This is a genomic window from Candidatus Nitrosoglobus terrae (assembly GCF_002356115.1).
GTDB classification, from domain to species: Bacteria; Pseudomonadota; Gammaproteobacteria; order Nitrosococcales; family Nitrosococcaceae; genus Nitrosoglobus; species Nitrosoglobus terrae.
This window is the reverse complement of the sequence record NZ_AP014836.1, coordinates 583,736-606,112: the sequence shown is the minus strand read 5'-3', so window position 1 is coordinate 606,112 and position 22,377 is coordinate 583,736. Positions and strand designations below refer to the sequence as shown.

Genomic DNA, 22,377 nt, shown 5'->3' with positions numbered 1-22,377 from the left:
GGCGCGCTGATTGCTTAAATTCGATCAATAGGGAAAGCTAGAACTTCTTCAATATGTGTGCTTCCTAGGCGCAACATAAGCAACCGATCTATCCCAAGAGCTACCCCAGCACAATCAGGTAACCCTTGATCCAAAGCTGCAAGTAAATACTCATCTATGGGTACTTCTGCTAGCCCTAATTGTTTACGGCAAGCTAAATCAGCCTTAAAACGCTGGCACTGCTCACTAAAGTCTCTAAGCTCATGATAGCCATTTGCTAATTCCATACCTTTAACGTACACCTCAAAGCGCTCTGCTACCGGCACTGGGGATGATTTTGTAGCCGGGCGAATCTGAGCTAATTGCGCCTCAGCAATAGGATAATCATAAATAAAACAAGGACGCTCATGCCCAAGCTGAGGCTCAACAATAGTGGTCATTAAAAAATCCAAGTACATTTGCCGTTGAGATTCGCCAGCAGCTGTATAGATCTGAAGCCCATAGGATTGTGCAATTTGGCCTAGTAAGCAGGTGGTTACAGTAAAAACATCTAGTGCCAGATAGTGGAAGAAAACCTCCTGATAGGTTAGATATTCCCCTTCGGAGGTGGCTAATAGTAAGGTAAGAAGGGCATCAACTTCTTCCATAAGAGCAAGGTGATCAAAACCAAGTCGATACCACTCTAGCAGGCTAAACTCTGGATTATGCCGCTGCCCAGCTTCCCCGTTACGAAAAACCCGCGCAATTTGATAAATTGAGCCACTGCCTGCAGCCAAAAGACGTTTCATCCCATGCTCAGGAGAAGTGTGTAAAAAGAGCTGTTGGCCTTTGGGAAAACAAGGCCCCTGGTAAAAAGCAGTTAAGCTATGTAGGTGGGGCGCAGTTGCTGCAGCTGTTGAGAGTATCGGCGTTTCTACTTCCAGAACCCCACGTTCTGCAAAAAAAAGACGAATATCAGCGAGAATTTGTGCCCGAGCTACTAAAGTCTCCCTACTGGCCGTAGGCTGCCACTGAAACTCACCTATGTTAGCCATCCACTAGGCTATCTTAAATAAAATCTAGCTCTAATTAGCCTTTAGCCCGCTCCACATACTCGCCTGTACGGGTATCAATCTTGAGCATATCATCAACGTTAATAAACAAAGGAACCCGAATCACCGCTCCTGTTTCCACTGTAGCTGGTTTACTTCCACCCCCAGAGGTATCTCCACGAACACCTGGATCGGTTTCAATCACTTTAAGCGTCACAAAATTAGGCGGTGATACTGAAAGCGGTACCCCATTCCACAAAGTAACAGTACAACTATCTTGCTCTTTAAACCACTTAACTGCACTCTCAACAGCTGCCGCATCCACTGAGTACTGCTCATAGGTTTCTGGTGACATGAAATACCAAAACTCTCCATCGGAATACAGATATTGAAGCTGAGTTTCCATGACATCTGCACCTTCAAGGGTATCTCCAGATTTGAAAGTACGATCAATCACTCGACCTGTTTTCAAATTACGTAGCTTCACCCGATTAAAGGCTTGCCCCTTGCCTGGCTTAACAAATTCATTCTCTAGAATACTATAAGGATCTCCTTCCATCATTACCTTAAGGCCAGATTTAAACTCATTCGTACTATAGACTGCCATAATATCTTTCCTCAAAAAATTTCGGTTAAAATTAATTAGATTTTTGGACACAAAAAGCCATTATGATAACGCAACTTCTAGCTGCTCGGCAGAGACCCATCTGGCAAAGGGAGCTTGCTCGCGCAGTACGTAGCCTACAAGAATTATTAACTTTAATAGAATTAAACGATCATCCTGAAATTGCTAGCGAAACTACCCGCAAGCAATTTCCTCTTCGAGTACCTCATAGCTATATTGCCCGGATGCAAAAAGGTGATCCGAATGATCCCCTTTTCCGGCAAGTATTTCCTTTAATTGCCGAGGATCAGATATCGCCTAATTTTAGCCTAGATCCTGTAGGTGATTTAGCCGCTGTGCGCTCTTCTGGAGTTATCCAAAAATATACTGGTAGGGTACTGCTAGTTATCACTGGTGCCTGCGCTATTCATTGTCGTTATTGTTTTCGTCGCCATTTTCCTTATGTCGATCATAATCCGACTAAAGATCATTGGGAACAGACACTCAGCTATATTGCTCAGAACCCTAGTATTCGAGAGGTAATTCTCAGCGGTGGCGACCCCTTAACCCTCACTGATAACCGCTTAGCCTCGCTCGCTCAAGCTTTAGCTTGCATCCCTCACCTTAAACGTCTACGGATTCACACGCGCCTACCTATTGTGCTCCCAGAGCGAATAGATATTCATCTGCTCCAATGGCTTAAAGATACGCCACTACAAAAAGTAGTGGTTATTCACACTAATCACGCCAATGAGCTTGATAATACAGTAGAGGTAGCGCTTAATGCGTTGACTCAAGCAGGATGTAAGCTCTTTAATCAGGCGGTGCTATTACGAGGAATCAATGACAATATAGATACCTTATGTGATTTAAGTGAACGTCTATTTGATCTAGGCGTAATCCCCTATTATCTCCACGTATTAGATAAAGTCCAAGGCGCTGCTCACTTTGAAGTAGATATAGCCACTGCCCGGAATCTATATCAAGCACTGCGTACACGTTTACCTGGTTATTTAGTCCCCTTATTAGTACAGGAGCAAGCAGGTGCTCTCAGTAAGCTGCCTGTATAAGCAAAGCTAATCCCGGGCTGCTAATAGAATATATTGCCGTAAAGATTTACCTACATAAACTTGGGTGGGGCGAAAAATACGATTGTCAGAAAGCTGCTCCCGCCAATGGGCTAACCAACCTGCTGAACGGGAAATCGCAAATAGAGGAGTGAATTGATCCGCTGGGATTCCCAATTCCATATAAAGAATACCTGAGTAAAAATCTACATTTGGATAAATACCCTTATGGCCTAGCCGCTCCATCACTGCCTCTTCCAAAGCTAAGGCTGTCCCTAACAGCTGGCTAGGCTTACCTTCTCTTTTAGCTGATAGTTGAGTCATCAGTTTTTGTAAAATCCTAGCCCGAGGATCTTTAACTTTATAGACTCGATGACCAAATCCCCAAACTTTTTGCTTGCTAGCCAAGATTTCATCAAGCCATAGTTTTACGTTCTCAGGCCGGCCAATCTGGCGTAACATCTCTATCACGCGCTCATTAGCTCCGCCATGTAAAGGGCCTGATAAAGTACCAATAGCAGCGGCAATGACCGCATAAGGACTCGCTAAGGTAGAACCGGCCACTAAAGTGGCAAACGTAGAGGCATTAATTGTGTGCTCAGCATGTAATATCAAACAAGTGTCCATGATCTTCACCATTAACGGATCAGGATCTTTACCATGGAGCATGTATAGTAAATTCTGGGCAATAGATAGATCGGATCGAGGAGGAATAGGATCATAGCCATTACGGATATGTTCCCACATAGCCACTAAAGCTGGCATACGAGCAATAATCTTAACGGTCATATTATCAATATAATTAAGATCGGTGCAGGCTGCAGAGCCCGTTAAGCACTCATTGCCAGGATAAAACATACCAAGGGCAGCCACCCCTGCTTGTAACATTTCCATGGGAGATCCGTTACTAGGTAGCGCCGCCATTAGCGTTCGAATATTATATTTTACTCGATAATTCTGTCGTAGCTCCTGCGTAAACTCCTCCAAACGCTCGGCTGTGGGTAATTCCCCATCCAGTAGTAGCAGGGCTGTCTCTTCAAAAGTGCTATGTTCAGCTAGGTCTTCAATGGAATAACCGCGATAGGAAAGTATGCCTCGTTCACCATCTATATCCGAAATATTGGAACGGGTTGCGGGAACACCCTCAAGACCCGGTAAATAATCACTCATTATCAATCCCTATATTATAATCTGTCCTCGATACCGCTAGGTAAAACAGGTCGTTTCTAAAGCAAGCGCTATTATCTTATGCTACCGTTTCACCAGCGGCTTGGCGATCAGCATGGTATGAAGATCGCACCATAGGGCCACTTGCTACATGAGAAAATCCCATCGCTCGCGCTTTATCTCCCAGTACATTAAATTCAATTGGAGTCACAAAACGTTGCACCGGTAAATGATAAAGGCTAGGTTGTAAATACTGCCCTAAAGTCAGCATATTGCACCCATGTTCACGTAAATCTTTCATAACCTGTTCAACTTCCTCCAGCTCTTCCCCTAATCCCAGCATTAACCCTGATTTAGTGGGTACAGTTGGGTGTCCTCCTTTAAATTGCTCTAATAAACGCAGTGACCATAGATAATCCGCTCCCGGGCGAACCGCCTTATAGAGACGGGGTACTGTTTCTAAATTATGGTTAAAAATATCAGGAGGCGTGGTAATAAATGCCTGCAAAGCCCGATCCATACGTCCCCTAAAATCCGGCACCAAGACTTCAATCCGAGTACGGGGGGTTTGGATACGTAATGCTTGAATACAAGCTGCAAAATGAGCAGCACCACCATCCCGTAGGTCATCCCGATCAACAGAAGTTACTACTACATGGCGTAACCCCATTGATCGAACAGCCTGAGCTAAATGCTCTGGTTCTTCAGTATCAAGAGGGTTTGGGCGACCATGAGCTACATCACAAAAAGGACAACGACGGGTACAGATATCACCCATAATTAAAAAAGTAGCGGTACCATGCCCAAAACACTCTCCAAGATTAGGGCATGAGGCCTCCTCACATACGGTGTGTAAACGATGTTCCCGCAATAAAGCTTTAAGCCGAGATACCTCAGGGCTTATAGGGGCTTTAGCGCGAATCCAATGAGGTTTACGCTGGCGTTCCGTGGTCGGTTCAACTTTAATCGGAATCCGAGCCACTTTAGAAGCACCTTTTAAATCTCGAATATTCTGCTTTAATTCACCTGAAGGCGGCATTTTTTGCTTCATTGAGCTACCCTGCTTGCTGTCAGAGAAACGGACATTACTATACTAAACACTCTAATCGCTGCTTCAGATACCGAAAAAAAAGCGGCCAAATAGCCGCTAAGGAAACGGTAACCCCCAAGCTTCTTAAATCAATCACCTCCATCCCTGGATAACCGCATGGATTAATACGATAAAAAGGGGACAAATCCATAGCGACATTCAAACTTAATCCATGATAAGAGCAACCTCTTCGGACTCGCAATCCAATTGAAGCAATTTTTCTACTCAAAACATACACCCCAGGAGCATGAGCCTGACGCTTACCATAAATATGAAATGATTGCAATAAATCAATAACAGATAGCTCTAGAATATCTACTAATTGTCGTATACCTAAATTTCGGCGCCGTAAATCGATAAGCACATAAACAATCAGCTGTCCTAACCCGTGATAAGTAACTTGCCCACCACGATCACTATGTATAACCGGAATATCTCTAACATCCCGTAAATGGCTCTCCTTACCATTTAGCCCCAAAGTAAATACTGGCGGATGCTCCACTACCCATAATTCATCGGTCGTATCCTGATTACGATGGGTCGTAAAATCCTGCATTGCTCGCCATACAACATTATAATCCTGAAGATTAAGCTGCCTTATCTGCAGCGTATCGGTTGGCATTATAGCGCTTTTATTTCGAGCTTTAGTTTCCGTAAAGACCTGATCGCACTTGCTCTTTGTATTCTTGATAAAGTTTATCTACCTGCTGCCATATAACACCAGGAAATCCGCTCCCTACTTGAACATCATCAAGGCGAGTAACAGGTAGGATTTCCCGAGTAGAGCTAGTGAGCCAAATCTCATCAGCTTGGAGTAAATCCTTAGTAGAGATAATCCTTTCTTCACAAAGAATACCAGCCTCTGTTGCCAACTCCAGTACTAAATCACGGGTAATTCCAGATAACAAAGAAGAGTCTTCAACCGGGGTAACAAGCACGCCCTTTTGAACAATAAATATATTACTTGCTGCCCCCTCAGTAAGCTGCCCATCTCGTAGCAAGATGGCCTCTTGCGCCCCAGATTCAACAGCTTCTTGCCGTAATAGCACATTAGATAGCAAAGCAACAGATTTAATATGACAGTATTTCCAGCGGATATCCTCACGGAGGACAGCAGTTACCCCTTCTATACGCCATTTCTCTGGCACCGGCTTAATAGGGTTACTCATAGCAAAAATGGTTGGTTCAATTTTCTGTGGGAAAGCATGATCTCGAGGGGCAGATCCTCGGGTTATCTGTAAATAAACCGCTTGATCTAGCCCATTATTAAACCTAATTAGCTGCTGAAGAGTGCTTTGCCATTGACTTAGTGATAATGGATTTTTTAGCTTAATAGCCTGCAGACTATATTCAAGCCGTTGCAAATGGGGAATTAAACGAAAAAAATACTTTCCATAAACCGGAATGACTTCATAAACGCCATCGCCAAATAAAAAACCCCGATCTAATACTGAAATCTTTGCTTCCACTAGCGGCAAAAACTTGCCATTAAGATAAACTATACTCAAGGCGATTCTTTATTAAAAAAAGACAAAACCCAGTCATTCATCCGCTGCCACCACGATCCTTCTGGAATTGTAGTTAAAGCTATTAAAGGTTCTTTAAGCACGGCTTTTTCCCCAAGCTTAATGACTACAGCCCCTAATTTCGCCCCTTTAGCAATAGGCGCTGTAATAGGATCTTCTACTTGAATTGTTGATGACAATTCCTTCCATTGCCCTCGTGGCAGTGTCATCGAAAGATCATTTGCTAATCCCAGTGATAATTTCTTCTCTACTCCCTGCCAAACCCGTACATCGATTACAGGCGCTTTAGCCGTATAAAGGCCACGTGTATCATAAAAACGGAAGCCATAATTAAGTAAAGTCAACGCCTCATTCTCTCGAATATTAGGGCTTGCCGCACCCATGACTACAGAAATTAGCCGCATTCCATTTCGCTTAGCCGAAGAAACTAAACAATAACCCGCAGCTTTTGTATAACCTGTCTTAAGGCCATCAACGCTTGGGTCGCGTTTTAACAAAGTATCGCGATTATATTGATTAATATTGTTATAAGTAAATTTCTGCTCAGAATACCAAGGGTAATACTCTGGAAAGTCTTGAATAATAGCCCTAGCTAAAACAGCAATATCTCGAGCCGTCATATAATGATTTTGACTGGGCAGACCAGTGCTATTCTCAAAATGAGAATCTAACATACCTAATCGCTGAGCTTGCTGATTCATTAAAGCAACAAATACTTCTTCAGTACCCCCTATCTGCTCCGCTAAGGCTACACTAGCATCATTACCCGATTGAATAATCATTCCCTTTACTAGGATTTCTACCGGAACCCGAGTATTTACTTCAATAAAGGTCCGTGATCCTCCCGTGCGCCAAGCATTTTCACTAATTAAAACTTCATCCTCAAGGTGGATATTACCCCGTTTAAGCTCACTAAACACTACATAGGAAGTCATGAGTTTAGTGATACTAGCCGGCTCAATCCGACTGTTAGACTGGGACTCAACAAGTACCTGACCTGTTGTGAAATCCTCAAGAATATAGGTTTTAGCGCTAAGTGTAGGCGCGGATGGCGTAAGAAGGGATACCTGCCCTAAAGCAGGATTACCTACAAACAGCAATAGGATCCAACACCCAATAGAAAAATAACGATATGACTTCATCTGATTCTTTTAGAATATACGGAAAACATAGAGATAGAAGATAAATAATTCACTGCAATAGCATAGCGATAATTATTAGTTTAGTGAATAATCATATAATCCGAAAAACCTATACCTGCAAGATGCTTTGTAAGACTATCAAGATTCTCAGCATTTGATAATGGGCCTATACGCACCTGATAAAAAGATACTAGCTGCCGTGACACCGGATTTATTTTCACCGCTGTATCAACCATGGATTGTAATTGTTTTTGTAGTTGTTCAGCATTGCTACGATTCTGGAAAGAAGCCACTTGGATATAGAGATCTTTTTTCAAAGAAATATTTTTCTGATTGGAAATATCTTTTGGCTCAACAGCCCGTACTTCCACTAACCCCGTACCCGCTTTAACTAAATACAGCTTCTCAGCAGCGGCATAGGAGAGATCAATAATCCGATTAGACTTAAATGGCCCTCGATCGTTAATACGTACAATGACCTGACGCCCATTATTTAAATTAGTCACCATAACATAACAAGGCAAGGGTAAACTACGATGCGCTGCCGTCATAGCGTGCATATCATAAATCTCACCGCTAGATGTACGGCGGCCTTGGAACTCAGACCCATACCAAGAGGCAATGCCTGTTTCCTTATACCCTTGGCAATTGCGAAGAGTATAGTAGCGCTTACCATTTACTTCATAGGAAGGTGGATTTCCGTACTTACTAGGCGGCTCTGTTAAGGAAATAGAGTCTTTTGAATTAGGTGTACAGGAAGTATTAAACAGTGCCAGAAAAGAGAGAATCGGAACTGAAATTATTGGCTTCATGAGCTACGGCCCTTCAATTGTAATTTGATTGCTTCAGCTAGCTCATAGACCGCCATTGCATAAAGAGGACTGGGATTATAGCGCATAAGGGCGTAAAAGTTGCGAAACCCTATCAGAACTTGTGGACCTTCTACCTGCTCTAATGTAAATACAGACGCTAACATATTTTTAGAAACTGAAGCAGGAATCTGAATTCCCGCTTGGGCTAACTGTTGCAAAGGGATTGAAGGCTTAGATCCTTTATTAAGCCAACGTTGGTAATCCGTACCCTCAACCTTAACAAAGGTAGCTACCGGAGCATCGGCTTGCCAGTCCCCTTTTCGCTTTAAGAAATTAGCCACACTACCAATTGCATCTGTGGGATCTTGCCAAATATCTCGTCGACCATCTTTATCAAAATCTATAGCATAACTTCGAAAGCTATCGGGCATAAATTGAATCAATCCCATTGCCCCAGCATAAGATCCCGTAAAATAAAGGGGATCTTGTTTCTCTTCTCTAGCCAACAGTAAAAGCTCCATTAATTGCTGGCGAAAAAAACGACCGCGCGGAGGATACCGAAAAGCCAAGGTAGACAAAGAATCCATCACGCGATAACCGCCAGTATGGCCGCCATAACGGGATTCTACACCAATAATAGCCACAATTATCTCGGGAGCTACTCCAAATACCTTTTTCGCCTTAGTAAGGCTAGCTTGATTAGCCTTCCAAAAAGCAACTCCCCCTTGAATATGCTGAGGAGTCAAAAAGATACGACGGTACTCATGCCAAGGTTTACCCTTCTCTGCTGGCCGTGAAATTACTCGTAATATGTCTGGCTTTACTTCAACTTCTGCAAATAACTGATAAAGCTCAGTTTTATCAAAACCATATCGGGTAGTCATCTCATTAATAAAATTATCAACGCCAGGTAAATCAGCATTAGCAATAGTGATTACTGGTACACAGGCGAGCGATATCAAAAAAACAAATATTCTTCTCATTATTTATTCCACAATATTAGCTACTTGAGGATTAAACATACCGAAAGTGGTGAAGGAAGTAAGATTATTATTAAGTCTCACCACTGCTCCCTTGAAAGACGGAGAAATGATAGGCTTATTGCCTTTAGTTTCTAAAAAACAAGAAGCTAACATCTCCCTAGATGTTAATTAATACAATAGGATATAAAACATAATAACTTATAGATTATAACTCTAAAAAATAGAGTCCCCATAACCTAGTTTTTTAACCTAACAAAGAGTTACATTAAAATTTCAAATACCATAACATTAGGAGATACAGGAAAAAAACCATGACGTTAACAACAGCTGATGTTAAACATATCACCTATCTATCTCGTCTCGCTATTAATCCGGAAACCATACCTAACTACGTACAGGATTTAAGCGACATCCTAGATCTCGTAATACAAATGAATAGAGTTGATACCATCGGAATTGAGCCAATGGCTCATCCCTTAGAGACTAGCCAACGATTACGTCCCGATGAAATTACCGAAGTTAATCAGCGAGAGATTTTTCAATCTGGTGCTCCTGAAGTTGAAGCAGGCATTTATCTAGTCCCTAAAGTTATTGATTAAATAGGCCAATATAGCGCTGTGGAAAATACAATATATGCATCATAAATCTTTAACCGAATTAGCCAATGCCCTTAGATCTGGTGAGTTTTCAAGTGAGGAACTCACGCAGCATTATCTACAACGCATCAAACAATATGATAAGCACCTCAATAGCTTTATTACCGTATCCTCTGAAGAAGCCCTGAAACAAGCAAAAGCCGCCGATGCTATGCTGCAATCCGGTAAAGGCGGGCCTATAACCGGTATCCCTATAGCTCATAAGGATATTTTCTGCACTGCAGGCATTAAAACCAGCTGTGGCTCAAAAATGCTTGATAATTTTACGGCACCCTATGATGCTACGGTGGTAACTCGCTTCAAGACTGCTGGGGCAGTGATCCTTGGAAAAACAAATATGGATGAATTTGCTATGGGATCCAGTAATGAAACGAGTTTCTATGGTCCAGTAAAAAACCCTTGGGATCATGATCGAGTGCCGGGTGGATCCTCAGGAGGATCGGCAGCAGCAGTCGCCGCAAAACTTGCTCCAGTTGCTACCGGTACCGATACTGGCGGATCTATTCGCCAACCAGCAGCCTTATGTGGGATTACTGGGTTAAAGCCTACTTATGGCCGAGTTTCTCGTTATGGGATGATCGCTTTTGCTTCCAGTCTCGATCAAGCAGGGCCAATGGCCCACACTGCCGCAGATGTAGCCTTACTACTTAACACCATGGCAGGCTTTGACAAACAAGATTCCACTTCTGTAGAACAAACAGTTCCTGATTATACAGCCTTGCTTGAGAAGGATATAACGGGGATTAAGATCGGGCTACCCAAAGAGTATTTCAACGAAACGCTGTCCCCTAATATTGCTGCTGTCATTGAAAATGCCATTAAAGAATTTGAACACCTTGGCGCTCAGATCAGGGAAATTAGTCTACCCAATACTGCGCTGGCCGTTCCCACTTATTACGTAGTTGCCCCTGCAGAGTGCTCTTCCAATCTTTCCCGTTATGATGGTGCCCGCTTTGGTTATCGCTGTAAAAATCCTAAAGATATCCTAGATCTCTATTGTCGCTCTCGTGGTGAAGGCTTTGGATCTGAGGTTAAGCGCCGGATTCTAATAGGCACTTATGTGCTCTCAGCAGGCTACTATGATGCTTATTATCTCAAAGCCCAAAAATTACGCCGTCTTATCAGCAATGATTTTAAGCAAGCCTTTACAGAAGTGGATGTAATTATGAGTCCCACTTCACCAACGCCTGCTTTTCGGATTGGAGAAAAAGCCAATGATCCTGTTTCTATGTACTTAGCCGATATTTACACCATTGGTGTTAATCTGGCTGGACTGCCTGCGATTTCAATACCTACAGGATTTACCGATAAATTGCCTATAGGCTTACAAATTATTGGTAATTATTTCTGTGAAGCAAAGCTGCTTAATATGGCGCACCGCTATCAACAAATCACAGACTGGCACAATAAGACACCTGTAGGGTATTAAGTTTTAGCTCAATTAGCAGATATATAGCTATAGAAAAAGAACAGAAAAAGCTAAACAATTTAGCTGGCTACTCTAAATCTTTGGAAAATTAAATACATTTAACCTGTAAAGCAGCCCACTAAAAATCAAATGAGGAACTTGCAATGCTAACGTTTGAACAAGTAAAAATCGGTATTGTTGGTCTAGGTTATGTAGGGCTACCCCTAGCAGTAGAATTTGGAAAAAAACTCCCCACCCTAGGATTTGATATTAATTCAACCCGCATTGCCGAGTTAAAAAAGGGGCATGACCGTACATTGGAAGTAGAACCCGAGTTACTTGCCCAAGCCAATCAGCTGCAATATACTCACCACGTGCAAGATATGACTAATTGTAATGTTTATATAGTCACTGTCCCCACGCCCATTGATGAACATAAACGTCCTGATTTTCGCCCGTTGGAATCCGCAAGCCTTACCGTAGGCAGTGTACTTAAACCAGATGATATTATTATTTTTGAATCTACCGTCTATCCAGGAGCTACCGAAGAGGTTTGTGTTCCCATTCTAGAACACAAGTCAGGCCTAAAATACAATCAAGATTTTTTTGTCGGTTATAGCCCTGAGCGAATCAACCCAGGGGATAAACAACATCGGGTTACCTCTATCCGTAAAGTTACCTCAGCCTCCACAGCTGAAGCGGCGGCGTTAGTTGACCAACTCTATGCCAGTATTATCACCGCAGGAACCTATAAAGCTAGTAGTATCCGAGTGGCAGAAGCAGCAAAAGTTATCGAAAATACGCAGAGAGATGTCAATATTGCCCTGATTAACGAGTTAGCCATGCTGTTTAATCGCCTAGGTATTGATACTCAAGAAGTCTTAGAAGCAGCGGCTACCAAATGGAATTTTCTACCTTTTCGACCCGGCCTTGTAGGCGGTCATTGCATAGGGGTTGATCCTTATTATCTTACCCATAAAGCTCAAGCCATTGGCTATCTACCAGAGATGATCCTTGCTGGGCGCCGAGTTAATGATGGTATGGGTAGCTACGTCGCTAATCAAGTAGTAAAGCTTATGACTCAGCGTCGAATCCATGTAGTAGATAGCCGAATACTGATTCTAGGACTCACCTTTAAAGAAAATTGCCCTGATCTTCGCAATACCCGGGTAATCGATATCGTTACTGAACTAAAAAACTACCATGCTCAAATCGATGTTTATGATCCTTGGGTAGAGACTAAAGAGGCTCTAGAGGAATACGGGTTTCCACTAATCACTAACTTAAATAATGGCTATTACGATGCTATTATTATCGCTGTTGCCCATCAGCAGTTTACAAAATTAGGAATTGAAAATATACGCGCTTTAGGGAAGCCAGAGAGCATTCTTTACGATGTTAAGCATCTTCTACCTAGGAATGCGGTGGACGGTCGCCTCTAAATACTCAAAGAGAATAATAATACTCATTAAGCAAAGCAAATTCTAGGAAACGTTATAATGAAAATTATGGTAACTGGAAGCGCTGGTTTCATTGGTGCTGCCCTAACTAAGAAATTATTAAACCGAGGTGATGAAGTCATCGGGGTAGATAATCTTAATGACTATTATGACGTTAATCTTAAGATTGCTCGCCTTGCCCAATTTCAAAAACACCCAGCTTTTACTGAGGCGCGGATTGGTTTGGAGGATAGGAAATCACTCGATAATCTATTTGCTCAGCACCGACCCCAACGAGTAGTGAATTTAGCTGCCCAAGCTGGAGTCCGTTATTCATTAGAAAATCCCTACGCTTATGTAGATAGTAATCTCTACGGATTTATAAATATTTTAGAAAACTGCCGCCACCATCAGATAGAACATCTGGTATTTGCTTCAAGTAGCTCTGTTTACGGGGCTAACACTAAAATGCCCTACACAACCCATGATAACGTAGATCACCCTTTAAGCCTCTATGCTGCTTCGAAAAAAGCCAATGAGCTTATGGCTCATACCTATAGCCATCTTTATCAACTCTCCACAACTGGATTACGCTTTTTTACCGTCTATGGCCCTTGGGGACGGCCAGATATGGCGTTATTTAAATTTACCCGTAATATCCTCGCAGGCAAACCTATCGATGTCTATAATCACGGTCACCATCAACGAGATTTCACTTATATTGATGATATCGTCGAAGGGGTTATTCGTACACTAGATCGGCTGCCTATGCCTAATCCTAATTGGGATGGAATAAGCCCTGATCCGAGCACAAGCACTGCACCCTATCGAATCTACAATATTGGCAATCACCAACCTATACAGCTTCTTCAATTTATTAAAGCACTAGAGGGATGCCTTGGCTGCGAAGCAAAAAAGAATTTTCTACCTATGCAAGCAGGTGATGTACCAGCAACCTATGCCGATGTAGATGATTTAATGAAAGATACTGGGTTTCGTCCTAATACTCCCATTGAAGAGGGAATTATTCGATTCGTTATTTGGTATAAAGATTATTATAAGGTAACCAGTTAGCTATTAAGCATAAAGGCAATATGCCAGCTTTAGCTCCATGTGGGCCTCTACTCCCATTGGCGCAAAGGAGTCATCGCTTACGCCTGTTAAGCTATAACATTCAGGCGGGCGTTGTGACTACCAGCTATCATCACTATCTCACCCGTAGCTGGAAACACGTGATTCCAGATTTAAATTGCTATGAAACTATGAAAAATATTGCTCAAATGATATTTGATTTTGATATCGTTGGGCTACAAGAAGCTGATATTGGGAGCTTGCGAACTGGTTTTATTAATCAAGCAGGGTTATTAGCTAAGCTCTGCAATTTTCCTCATTGGCATCAGCAAGTGACTCGCCGCTTTGGTAATATTGCTCAACAAAGCAACGCTCTGCTAAGTAGAGTGCAACCAAATTATATCCGTACCTACAGACTACCAGGTTTAATTCCTGGCCGAGGCGCTATTTTAGCCCACTTTGGCAACCCCAATAATCCATTAATCGTGATTATAATGCATCTTGCTTTAGGTCGTCGCTCAAGAATTCAACAATTAGCCCTTATCAGTAAATTGATCTACAGGTATCCCTATGTCGTAGTGATGGGTGATTTGAACTGCCAGCCTAATAGCCCAGAACTCAGTGCTTTATTACGAGAAACAGGGCTAAAGCTATCCGCTGTTAAAACTGCAACCTATCCTAGCTGGCGACCAAAACGACATATTGATCATATTTTGGTAAGCCCTTCCCTAGAAGTCACGCAAACCTATACTTTAGAATATGCTATCTCTGATCATCTGCCAGTTGCTGCAGAAATTATGATCCCGGTAGAAATAGGATTATGGGATAATCAACCCTCTAACCTAGGTATCACAAACACCCCGATTTCCGATTCAAAATTTTTTAAACCACAGCTATAAAAACAGCTCTGGATCTAACCTATATATTTAGCATAAAATAGGTGTGTCTTTAGGATCATTGTCTTAGGAGTAGTCATTCGTGTCTAAAATATGCCAAGTAACGGGTAAACGCCCGATGAGCGGCAACAACGTCTCTCATGCTAACAATAAAACCCGACGACGGTTCTTACCCAACCTCCATACTCATCGACTTTGGGTGGAAAGTGAAAAACGCTGGATAAAACTTAGAATAAGCAGTAAAGGACTCCGAGTGATAGATAAACTTGGTATCGATCAGGTTCTGGTGGATATCCGAGCTCGTGGGGAAAAAATATAAGGTAAGGAGAAAAATTTATGCGTGATAAAATTAAGCTGGTATCTAGCGCAGGCACAGGCCATTATTACACAACAACAAAAAATAAACGTACCACACCAGAGAAATTAGAGAAGAAAAAATACGATCCCGTAGTGCGCCAGCATGTAATCTATAAAGAGGCTAAAATTAAATAACTATTAGTCGCTTGATTTTAATAAAAATCAATCTATCATAGCAATTACACCGCGCTCTCCCTATAGGGGGACGAAAATGAGGGTGGCAGGGGAATATCTAGTCTAAATTACTGCAGCGCTATTATTTAATCTAGTTTGTATTACTAATACCTATTTACCCAAAGGTTGCATTAGCCCAATGCTTACCGTATTTTATTAGGTTGTGTTTTCTCCTTATATTTATATATAGAGTTCCGATGAATTACGCCTATTCTAAATTAAGCTACAAGCACAACCCGTCAAAATTATAATTTTACCAGCTAACATTAGTAGCAAGATAACCCATAATGAATATAATACTGCCCCTATGAATCAGGATGTATTAGTACGTGCAGAACAACTTTACCGATATTACGGCGAGCATTGTGCTGTTAAGGACGTAAGTTTTGACGTTCGGCGAGGTGAGGTTCTTGGTTTACTTGGCCCTAATGGCGCTGGTAAATCAACAACAATGCAAATATTAACGGGTAATTTAGCACCAAGCTCCGGTCAAGTTTGGATTAATGGCATTGATTTACTTGATAAACCAAAGCAAGCCAAACATGGATTAGGCTATTTGCCTGAAGATCCTCCGCTTTATCGAGAGCTTGCGGTTAAAGAGTATCTTTCTCTCTGCGCTCGCCTTAATCGTATACCGCAAAACCAACAGGCTAGTGCAGTTGAAATGGTGATAGAACGCTGCGGTTTAAAGGATGTAACCTACCGTTTAATTGGTAATCTCTCTAAAGGATATCAGCAACGGGTGGGCATCGCCCAAGCAATCATTCATTCACCTGCTGTCATTATTCTAGATGAACCTACAGTAGGCTTAGATCCCATACAAATTCGGGAGATTCGGGATCTCATTCGCCAGCTAGCCCAAGAGCATAGTGTCATTCTTTCTACTCATATTCTGCCCGAAGTACAAGCCATTTGTGATCGAGTGCAGATTATCAACCAAGGCAAGCTAGTGCTCACGGATACTATTGTAGGTTTAAGTCAGCGCATGCAAACCACAAGTATTCTAATAAAGCTGGATAATCCTCCCACGAAAGAGATGCTAATGTCTCTAAAAGGTATAGATAGTATAGATATTGAAAGGGATGGGCGGATTCGTCTTTGTTACGGGCCTGAACAAGATCCAGTAGATGAACTAGTCTATAGGTCGGTTAATGAAGGCTGGCGTTTACGGGAACTTACCCCGGAACGGCATACGTTAGAAGAGATATTCGTTGCTATTACTCAGACTCAAGATTCGCAGGAGATTGTGAGCTAATGATTCTCACCTTAGCGCTACATGAGCTACGTCGCTTATTTCTCTCCCCCTTAGCTTGGGCCACTCTAGCAGTTACCCAGCTCTTACTTGGCTATATGTTCTTAACTCAAGTTGCCTATTTTGCACAGATTCAATCCCAATTAATGGGTCTTCCTGAAGCACCTGGGGTCACAGAGATTGTCGCTATCCCATTATTTCAAAATGCTGCTGTAGTTATGCTACTTATAGTTCCGCTCATGACAATGCGCCTAATAGCTGACGAAAGGCGCAGCCGCACCTTAACCTTATTATTTTCGGCTCCTCTCTCCATGACTGAGATTGTCCTAGGTAAATATTTAGGAACATTAATATTCTTTGTAATTATGACGATCCTGATTGCCTTAATGCCTCTTTCCCTGCTAGCTGGAGGATCTCTTGATTTAGGACTCTTAGCAGCAGGATTGCTTGGATTATGCTTACTACTTGCGAGCTTTACTGCAATTGGATTGTTTTTCTCTTCCCTAACTCAGCAGGCTACAGTAGCTGCTATAAGCACCTTTGGTATATTATTGCTACTTTGGATTATTGATTGGGTAGGTAGCAGTGGTGTTTTAAATCAAGGAAGTGAGCTGTTTACTTATCTCTCCCTGCTTCGGCACTACCAAGCTTTGCTAGAAGGCCAATTCAATAGTAGTGATATTGTTTATTATCTACTTATTGTGGTCGCTTTTCTAGCATTTAGTATCCGTCGGCTCGATGCTGACCGGCTACCCCATTGATATATAAGCATTAAAAAGTGAGGCGGGGCAGCATATGCGTGTTACTCGAAAAACCCATTGGTATATACGATTACAAAATCTTCTTTTTATTCTGTTGTTTTTAACAGCTATTGGTCTCATTGCTGTACTCAGCATGCGTTACAATTACCAAGCTGACTGGACAGCTAGCGGCCGTAATACCCTTTCCAAGGCGAGCCAAGTACTTTTGAAACAACTTGAAGGCCAAATTACCGTTATAAGCTTTGCTCAAGATCCTAACACTAAGGAGAAAATCACAAAGCTTATTAATCGCTATCAGCATTATAAGCCTGATCTAAAGCTTGAATTTATCAACCCAGAAACAGATCCCGATAAAGTTCGTGAGCTAGGAGTTAGGTTCCAAACAGAGCTTGTTATTAAAAAAGATGGGCGGCAGGAAAAACTGCAAGATTTATCTGAAAAAGATCTAACCAATGCCTTCAATCGGGTTGCTCGTAGTGAGAATGCTTGGGTTATTTTCCTTGAGGGGCATGGTGAACGAGATCCTCGCGGGAATGCTAACTTTGCTTTAGAGAATTTTACCAAGCAGCTAGAAACCAAGGGGTTTCATATTCAAACTCTAAATCTATCAGCTCAATCTCAGATTCCAAATAATCATAATCAAGTTTTAATTATAGCCAGCCCGCAGACCAATTTTCTGCCTGGGGAGGTAGATCTAATTCGTGACTATATTAAAAATGGGGGTCATTTACTTTGGCTTATTGATCCCGGCTCTCTGCATAATCTTGAGACCCTAGCAGAAGATCTTAGCATCAAGGTTCTACCTGGAGTAATTATTGACCCTAGCGCTCAAATTTTGCTTGGTCGCGGTAATGCTACCTTCGCTTTAGTTCCAAAATACGGGAACCATCCTATTACTGATTCTCTAACATCTATCACCTTATTTCCTCAGTCAGCTGCATTAGAGGTCATTAAAGGTAGTCAATGGCAGTCGGTACCTATATTAACCACACTATCTCGATCTTGGGTAGAGACCTCCGAGCTGGGAAAGAAAATTGAGTATGATAAGGAGCAGGATATATTAGGGCCACTTACTATTGGGTTAGCCTTAAACCGAGAACGATCTCTCTTGGAAAAAGAAGTCGCTGATAAAGACAAATCCAACCATCAAGGTAACAATCGGTCTAAAAATAATGATCAGCAGCGGGTAGTTATCATTGGTGACGGAGATTTCATTTCTAACAGCCATCTTGGCAATGGCTCCAATCTAGATTTGGGTCTTAGCCTTATCAACTGGCTAACTCATGAAGATCGTCTTATTACTGTTCCAGCACGAATACGCCCAGATACAACACTCCAGCTTTCGCCTGCCGCCTCATCAGCGATAGGCATCATATTTCTTTTTATCCTCCCCGCAGCGCTATTAGGGGCTGGAATATTGATCTGGTGGCGACGACGTCAACGTTAAGTTAAGTATTATTTTATTATGCATACGCGTACCTTACTTAATCTGGCTCTGACAGCTATTGTTATCGTCTTAGGGCTGGTATTTTTCTATGAGCCTGGCTCTAAGGCAGATTCGCCCCCGCTTACTTCAATAAGCTCCGATAAGATTGAAGCTATTCGGGTTATCCATAATGAATCACATGAGGAAATTCACTTAGAGCGCAAAGAAGGAAAATGGCTCCTTACTGCCCCTATCCACGGTCCAGCTAATATGTTAGTGGTTAAAACCCTGTTAGACGTGGCTAAAACTAAAAGCTATAGCCATTATCCTGTGCAAAACCTAGATCTAACTAAATTGGGTTTAAGTTCTCCTAAAAACCGTTTATACCTAAATGATTTGGCTATTGATTTTGGCGTAACTGCACCTCTAAACCAAAATCGCTATGTTTTACTAGCAGATACCGTCCACCTCATTGATAATACTGCTTTTCATACCATTACTTCAGCAGCTCCTAAATTTCTCGATCCAGCATTACTACCAGATCATCACCCTATTAGCAGACTGCAGATCCCTCAGGTTACCATCAGTAATGGTAATCCAAATGTCAACCCTAAAAACGTTATTACTCTATACCAAAAAGAAGGTCAATGGGTTGCTGAGGGTATAGGTATAGATAATCCACCCTCTAGTGAAACAATTGCTACCTTAATAAACGCATGGCAGCAGTATACAGTACAACAAATAGGCCTTAAAGGAGATAAAACAGTATTGGCTACTATCGAAATAGAACAAAAAGGGGCCTCTCCAATTCATCTTGATCTTCTTTCAGATTTGCCGCAATTAGTACTAGTGCGATCAGATTTCGGTGTTCAATATAATCTCCCCGCCCCTGCATGGAAAACGCTATTCGAGCTGCCGCAAGGCGATAGTGGTAACAATAAATTATCTAGTGATAATAAAAAATAAGCTATTATTAAATAAGCAGCTAAAGTGCCCGAACTACCAGAGGTTGAAACCACCCGTAGTGGCATCGAACCGCATATAGTAAAATACCAAATACGCACCATTCTAATTCGAGAGCCACGCTTACGCTGGACAGTTCCTGCGTTTTTACCTCAACGTTTAGTGGGTCAATATATCCTATCTGTACAGCGACGAGGTAAATATCTCCTATTAAATTGCTCTCAAGGCACTATTATTCTCCACTTAGGTATGTCTGGTAATTTACGTATTGTACCGACTAATACACCACCGAAAAGACATGATCACGTCGATATCATCTTAAATAATGATAATTGCTTACGCTTTCATGATCCTCGCCGTTTTGGGGCAATACTCTGGACCGAAGAAAATCCTTTATACCACCCATTACTAAAATCCTTAGGATTAGAACCTATGGATCCTTCATTTAATGGCTATTATCTATCCCAGAAATCTAATGGCAAGCGTAGTACAATCAAAACCTTTATTATGAATAATCAAATAGTGGTAGGAGTTGGAAACATTTATGCTAATGAAGCATTATTTCAAGCTAATATCCATCCTCAGCGAATAGTAAGCCAAATTAGCTTGGCCCGTTACCAGATTTTGGCTGAAGCTATTAAAACAATATTATCTAAAGCCATTCAAGCTGGTGGAACAACCTTACGAGATTTTTTAAATAGCGATGGTAATCCGGGTTATTTTTCCCACCAACTGAAAGTCTACGGTCGTGCAACCCATCCGTGCTTTATTTGTGGTAGCCCTATCCGCTTAGACCGTATTGGTCAACGATCAAGCTACTATTGTAGCCAATGTCAATATTAGAGCACCATGATTGTAAAGGCTCCCAGAATAAGCAAGATGCTACGGCCAACACCAATAGATCCGTATCCGGCAAGAAAATTTAACCACTATATACGAGAGGCTATAAAGAACTCTAAAATAGGCTCTTAGCCTAACTACTGGGAAATATTCAGCATCGATTCAATAGCCATCTTCTCGCAACAGTCGCCTAAATAGGGTATTCCTTTTATGATATAGTAAGATATTTTATATAAGCCTATTCTCTTTAATCGTACTATATTATTAACCTATAGGAACTCGTTTTTTAGCAACTGCAAAATTCAAGTAAGCGTAAAAAGTACACACTGATACTTAATCAATAAGTCCAGCATTATTTTAAAAATACAAACTTATGAAATTACCTAAAAGTTTTATTATTATTGTCCTTTTAATTATATTGATTAATTTTATTGGTTGGCTAACTAAGCCTGATCACTATAAATCTACTCAAAAATACTATGGCTCCCTCTTATCTGCTCAGCCTTATACTTAATTAAAAAAAAATACCAACCCTTTAGTGGATAATAAAATAACCTGCTAACTAAAGGTAATCTATGGAGGAACAGCGCCGCCAGAGTTAGGAGGCCCCGGCATTTTTGGCATTTGAGGTGCTCTGGGTGCCATCTGTACACCTCCAGGATTGTTAGTGCCAGTATTATGAAATAATATGGACATACGCTGCATATAAAAGGTAATTAAATCAGATTTTGCTACTAGTATTCTTGATGGATCAAATAACCCAGCTTGTAACGTATGAACCCCGCGATCTATATCTGTTAATGGATATCTAAGACGATTCTGCGGCTTACTTACCGCTCTCCCATCTAATAAAAGCTGGAGCGTATAGCCAGAATCAGCTTCAGGGGGCGGTTGCACCTGAAGTACTACCTCTACATTACCCCTATTCTCTCTTATAGTAACTTCGTTATGAGGAGTCACAATACTAACCCGATAAGAAGGTACGGCTTGAGGTGGTAAGGGCGGCGTTTCTTCATGAGCAGCTTTGTCTTTATCTTTAGGTTGTAATGGGGCATAGACCCGAGGTAATCTTAACTCCGTTTCTATAGCACCTCTTTTTGGTTGATCGGAATATTCAACTGTTCCATCTGGATGGGTATACTTATAGATATCCCCTGTTGTAACAAGCGATATCAAACTAAGTAAAAGAAAAATTATAGGCATAAAACCTTTCTTTACTTATGGCTTACCCTAATATCTGTGTTGCAACATAAAATATGTTAAGAACAAGTTTTTTATGGCAATACTCATAAAAAAGGGGCCGAACATAAGCCCCTATGTGTAGCCGAAAAAAACTAACTCACCTAATATCTATAGGATAAAAAGATTAAAAAGAAATCTACGCGCGATCAATTTTATAAAAATTTTTATGATTACCTAGTTAATCCATCTTATGCTTGAGCTCAACGCTCTTATCCTTAACCGAGTCATAGGCTTCGCCTGTCCGGTGCTTAATTTTTTCACCTAAACATTTAATAGTACCATCTGTGCATTTTGCCTCTTCTGCACGGTCAGCTGCTTGTTCAGCCGCTCTTTTTGTATCCTTTATTTTCGCTTCAGCTTTTTCAGCAACGGTTTCTTCTGCAGATACAGAAAATGATGCCAAAGAAAATGATACTAACGCAGCTAATGCTATTGATAAATACGGTAATTTCATTATTATTTCCTCCTTTTTTAAGTAAGTATTGTCTACT

The 22,377-nt window shown here is 41.5% G+C and carries 24 protein-coding genes; 13 read left to right on the top strand and 11 right to left on the bottom strand.

Going from position 1 to position 22,377, the window contains the following annotated elements; genetic code table 11:
* Window positions 1-14: 14 nt before the first annotated feature.
* Complete coding sequence (epmA, locus tag TAO_RS02890; protein ID WP_096526535.1) at window positions 15-1,013, bottom strand: elongation factor P--(R)-beta-lysine ligase; 999 nt, start codon at window positions 1,011-1,013, stop codon at window positions 15-17.
* A gap of 34 nt (window positions 1,014-1,047) precedes the next feature.
* Window positions 1,048-1,617 (bottom strand): elongation factor P, encoded by a 570-nt coding sequence (gene efp / locus TAO_RS02885; protein ID WP_096526534.1) that lies wholly within the window; start codon window positions 1,615-1,617, stop codon window positions 1,048-1,050.
* Between the two features lie 62 nt (window positions 1,618-1,679).
* On the opposite strand from efp, the gene epmB reads away from it, so the two are divergent.
* Window positions 1,680-2,684, top strand: coding sequence for an EF-P beta-lysylation protein EpmB (gene epmB / locus TAO_RS02880; protein ID WP_096526533.1), 1,005 nt, complete (start codon window positions 1,680-1,682; stop codon window positions 2,682-2,684).
* 6 nt (window positions 2,685-2,690) lie between these two features.
* On the opposite strand, the gene TAO_RS02875 is transcribed toward epmB, so the two are convergent.
* The 7 genes from TAO_RS02875 to mltB all read right to left on the bottom strand — a co-directional run bounded on the left by TAO_RS02875 (window position 2,691) and on the right by mltB (window position 9,401).
* Window positions 2,691-3,851, bottom strand: coding sequence for a citrate synthase (locus TAO_RS02875; RefSeq protein ID WP_096526532.1), 1,161 nt, complete (start codon window positions 3,849-3,851; stop codon window positions 2,691-2,693).
* A 76-nt stretch (window positions 3,852-3,927) separates the two neighbouring features.
* Window positions 3,928-4,899, bottom strand: coding sequence for a lipoyl synthase (lipA, locus tag TAO_RS02870; protein WP_096526531.1), 972 nt, complete (start codon window positions 4,897-4,899; stop codon window positions 3,928-3,930).
* 37 nt (window positions 4,900-4,936) lie between these two features.
* Window positions 4,937-5,560 (bottom strand): lipoyl(octanoyl) transferase LipB, encoded by a 624-nt coding sequence (lipB, locus tag TAO_RS02865; RefSeq protein WP_096526530.1) that lies wholly within the window; start codon window positions 5,558-5,560, stop codon window positions 4,937-4,939.
* Between the two features lie 22 nt (window positions 5,561-5,582).
* On the bottom strand, window positions 5,583-6,407 hold the full coding sequence (locus TAO_RS02860; protein ID WP_231910552.1) for a D-amino acid aminotransferase: 825 nt from the start codon (window positions 6,405-6,407) through the stop codon (window positions 5,583-5,585).
* Between the two features lie 35 nt (window positions 6,408-6,442).
* Window positions 6,443-7,606 (bottom strand): D-alanyl-D-alanine carboxypeptidase family protein, encoded by a 1,164-nt coding sequence (locus TAO_RS02855; protein WP_096526528.1) that lies wholly within the window; start codon window positions 7,604-7,606, stop codon window positions 6,443-6,445.
* A gap of 80 nt (window positions 7,607-7,686) precedes the next feature.
* Window positions 7,687-8,418, bottom strand: coding sequence for a septal ring lytic transglycosylase RlpA family protein (locus TAO_RS02850; protein ID WP_096526527.1), 732 nt, complete (start codon window positions 8,416-8,418; stop codon window positions 7,687-7,689).
* Window positions 8,415-9,401: a lytic murein transglycosylase B gene (mltB, locus tag TAO_RS02845; protein ID WP_096526526.1), complete on the bottom strand. Its 987-nt coding sequence runs from the start codon at window positions 9,399-9,401 to the stop codon at window positions 8,415-8,417. Before mltB ends, TAO_RS02850 begins: the two co-directional genes overlap by 4 nt.
* Window positions 9,402-9,712: 311 nt before the next feature.
* On the opposite strand from mltB, the gene gatC reads away from it, so the two are divergent.
* From gatC to mutM, 12 genes are all read left to right on the top strand, one after another.
* Window positions 9,713-10,000 carry an Asp-tRNA(Asn)/Glu-tRNA(Gln) amidotransferase subunit GatC gene (gatC, locus tag TAO_RS02840; protein ID WP_096526525.1) on the top strand — a complete coding sequence of 96 codons (288 nt, stop codon included), beginning with the start codon at window positions 9,713-9,715 and terminating at the stop codon, window positions 9,998-10,000.
* Between the two features lie 34 nt (window positions 10,001-10,034).
* Entirely contained in the window at window positions 10,035-11,486 is a 1,452-nt protein-coding gene (gene gatA / locus TAO_RS02835; RefSeq protein WP_096526524.1) for an Asp-tRNA(Asn)/Glu-tRNA(Gln) amidotransferase subunit GatA, read from the top strand.
* A 143-nt stretch (window positions 11,487-11,629) separates the two neighbouring features.
* Entirely contained in the window at window positions 11,630-12,907 is a 1,278-nt protein-coding gene (gene tviB / locus TAO_RS02830; protein WP_096526523.1) for a Vi polysaccharide biosynthesis UDP-N-acetylglucosamine C-6 dehydrogenase TviB, read from the top strand.
* A gap of 57 nt (window positions 12,908-12,964) precedes the next feature.
* On the top strand, window positions 12,965-13,978 hold the full coding sequence (locus tag TAO_RS02825) for an NAD-dependent epimerase (RefSeq protein WP_096526522.1): 1,014 nt from the start codon (window positions 12,965-12,967) through the stop codon (window positions 13,976-13,978).
* Between the two features lie 20 nt (window positions 13,979-13,998).
* Window positions 13,999-14,874 (top strand): endonuclease/exonuclease/phosphatase family protein, encoded by an 876-nt coding sequence (locus TAO_RS02820; protein WP_096526521.1) that lies wholly within the window; start codon window positions 13,999-14,001, stop codon window positions 14,872-14,874.
* A gap of 79 nt (window positions 14,875-14,953) precedes the next feature.
* Complete coding sequence (gene rpmB / locus TAO_RS02815; RefSeq protein ID WP_096526520.1) at window positions 14,954-15,190, top strand: 50S ribosomal protein L28; 237 nt, start codon at window positions 14,954-14,956, stop codon at window positions 15,188-15,190.
* Window positions 15,191-15,207: 17 nt separating this feature from the next.
* A complete protein-coding gene (gene rpmG / locus TAO_RS02810) occupies window positions 15,208-15,363 on the top strand; it encodes a 50S ribosomal protein L33 (RefSeq protein ID WP_096526519.1) in 156 nt (51 codons plus the stop codon).
* Between the two features lie 346 nt (window positions 15,364-15,709).
* The gene (locus TAO_RS02805; protein WP_096526518.1) at window positions 15,710-16,657 is read left to right on the top strand and encodes an ABC transporter ATP-binding protein; all 948 of its coding nucleotides are present in this window, start codon (window positions 15,710-15,712) and stop codon (window positions 16,655-16,657) included.
* Window positions 16,657-17,415: an ABC transporter permease subunit gene (locus tag TAO_RS02800; RefSeq protein WP_096526517.1), complete on the top strand. Its 759-nt coding sequence runs from the start codon at window positions 16,657-16,659 to the stop codon at window positions 17,413-17,415. The genes TAO_RS02805 and TAO_RS02800 overlap by 1 nt, the downstream gene beginning before the upstream one ends.
* Window positions 17,416-17,449: 34 nt before the next feature.
* Window positions 17,450-18,862, top strand: a complete 1,413-nt coding sequence (locus TAO_RS02795) for a GldG family protein (RefSeq protein WP_096526516.1) — start codon at window positions 17,450-17,452, stop codon at window positions 18,860-18,862.
* Between the two features lie 18 nt (window positions 18,863-18,880).
* Complete coding sequence (locus tag TAO_RS02790) at window positions 18,881-19,807, top strand: DUF4340 domain-containing protein (protein ID WP_096526515.1); 927 nt, start codon at window positions 18,881-18,883, stop codon at window positions 19,805-19,807.
* 24 nt (window positions 19,808-19,831) lie between these two features.
* Window positions 19,832-20,647 carry a bifunctional DNA-formamidopyrimidine glycosylase/DNA-(apurinic or apyrimidinic site) lyase gene (gene mutM / locus TAO_RS02785; RefSeq protein ID WP_096526514.1) on the top strand — a complete coding sequence of 272 codons (816 nt, stop codon included), beginning with the start codon at window positions 19,832-19,834 and terminating at the stop codon, window positions 20,645-20,647.
* Window positions 20,648-21,217: 570 nt separating this feature from the next.
* Here the strand turns inward: mutM and TAO_RS02780 are convergent.
* Both TAO_RS02780 and TAO_RS02775 read right to left on the bottom strand, forming a co-directional pair.
* Window positions 21,218-21,847 carry a DUF4124 domain-containing protein gene (locus tag TAO_RS02780; RefSeq protein ID WP_096526513.1) on the bottom strand — a complete coding sequence of 210 codons (630 nt, stop codon included), beginning with the start codon at window positions 21,845-21,847 and terminating at the stop codon, window positions 21,218-21,220.
* A 217-nt stretch (window positions 21,848-22,064) separates the two neighbouring features.
* The gene (locus tag TAO_RS02775) at window positions 22,065-22,340 is read right to left on the bottom strand and encodes a hypothetical protein (RefSeq protein WP_096526512.1); all 276 of its coding nucleotides are present in this window, start codon (window positions 22,338-22,340) and stop codon (window positions 22,065-22,067) included.
* Window positions 22,341-22,377 lie beyond the last annotated feature (37 nt).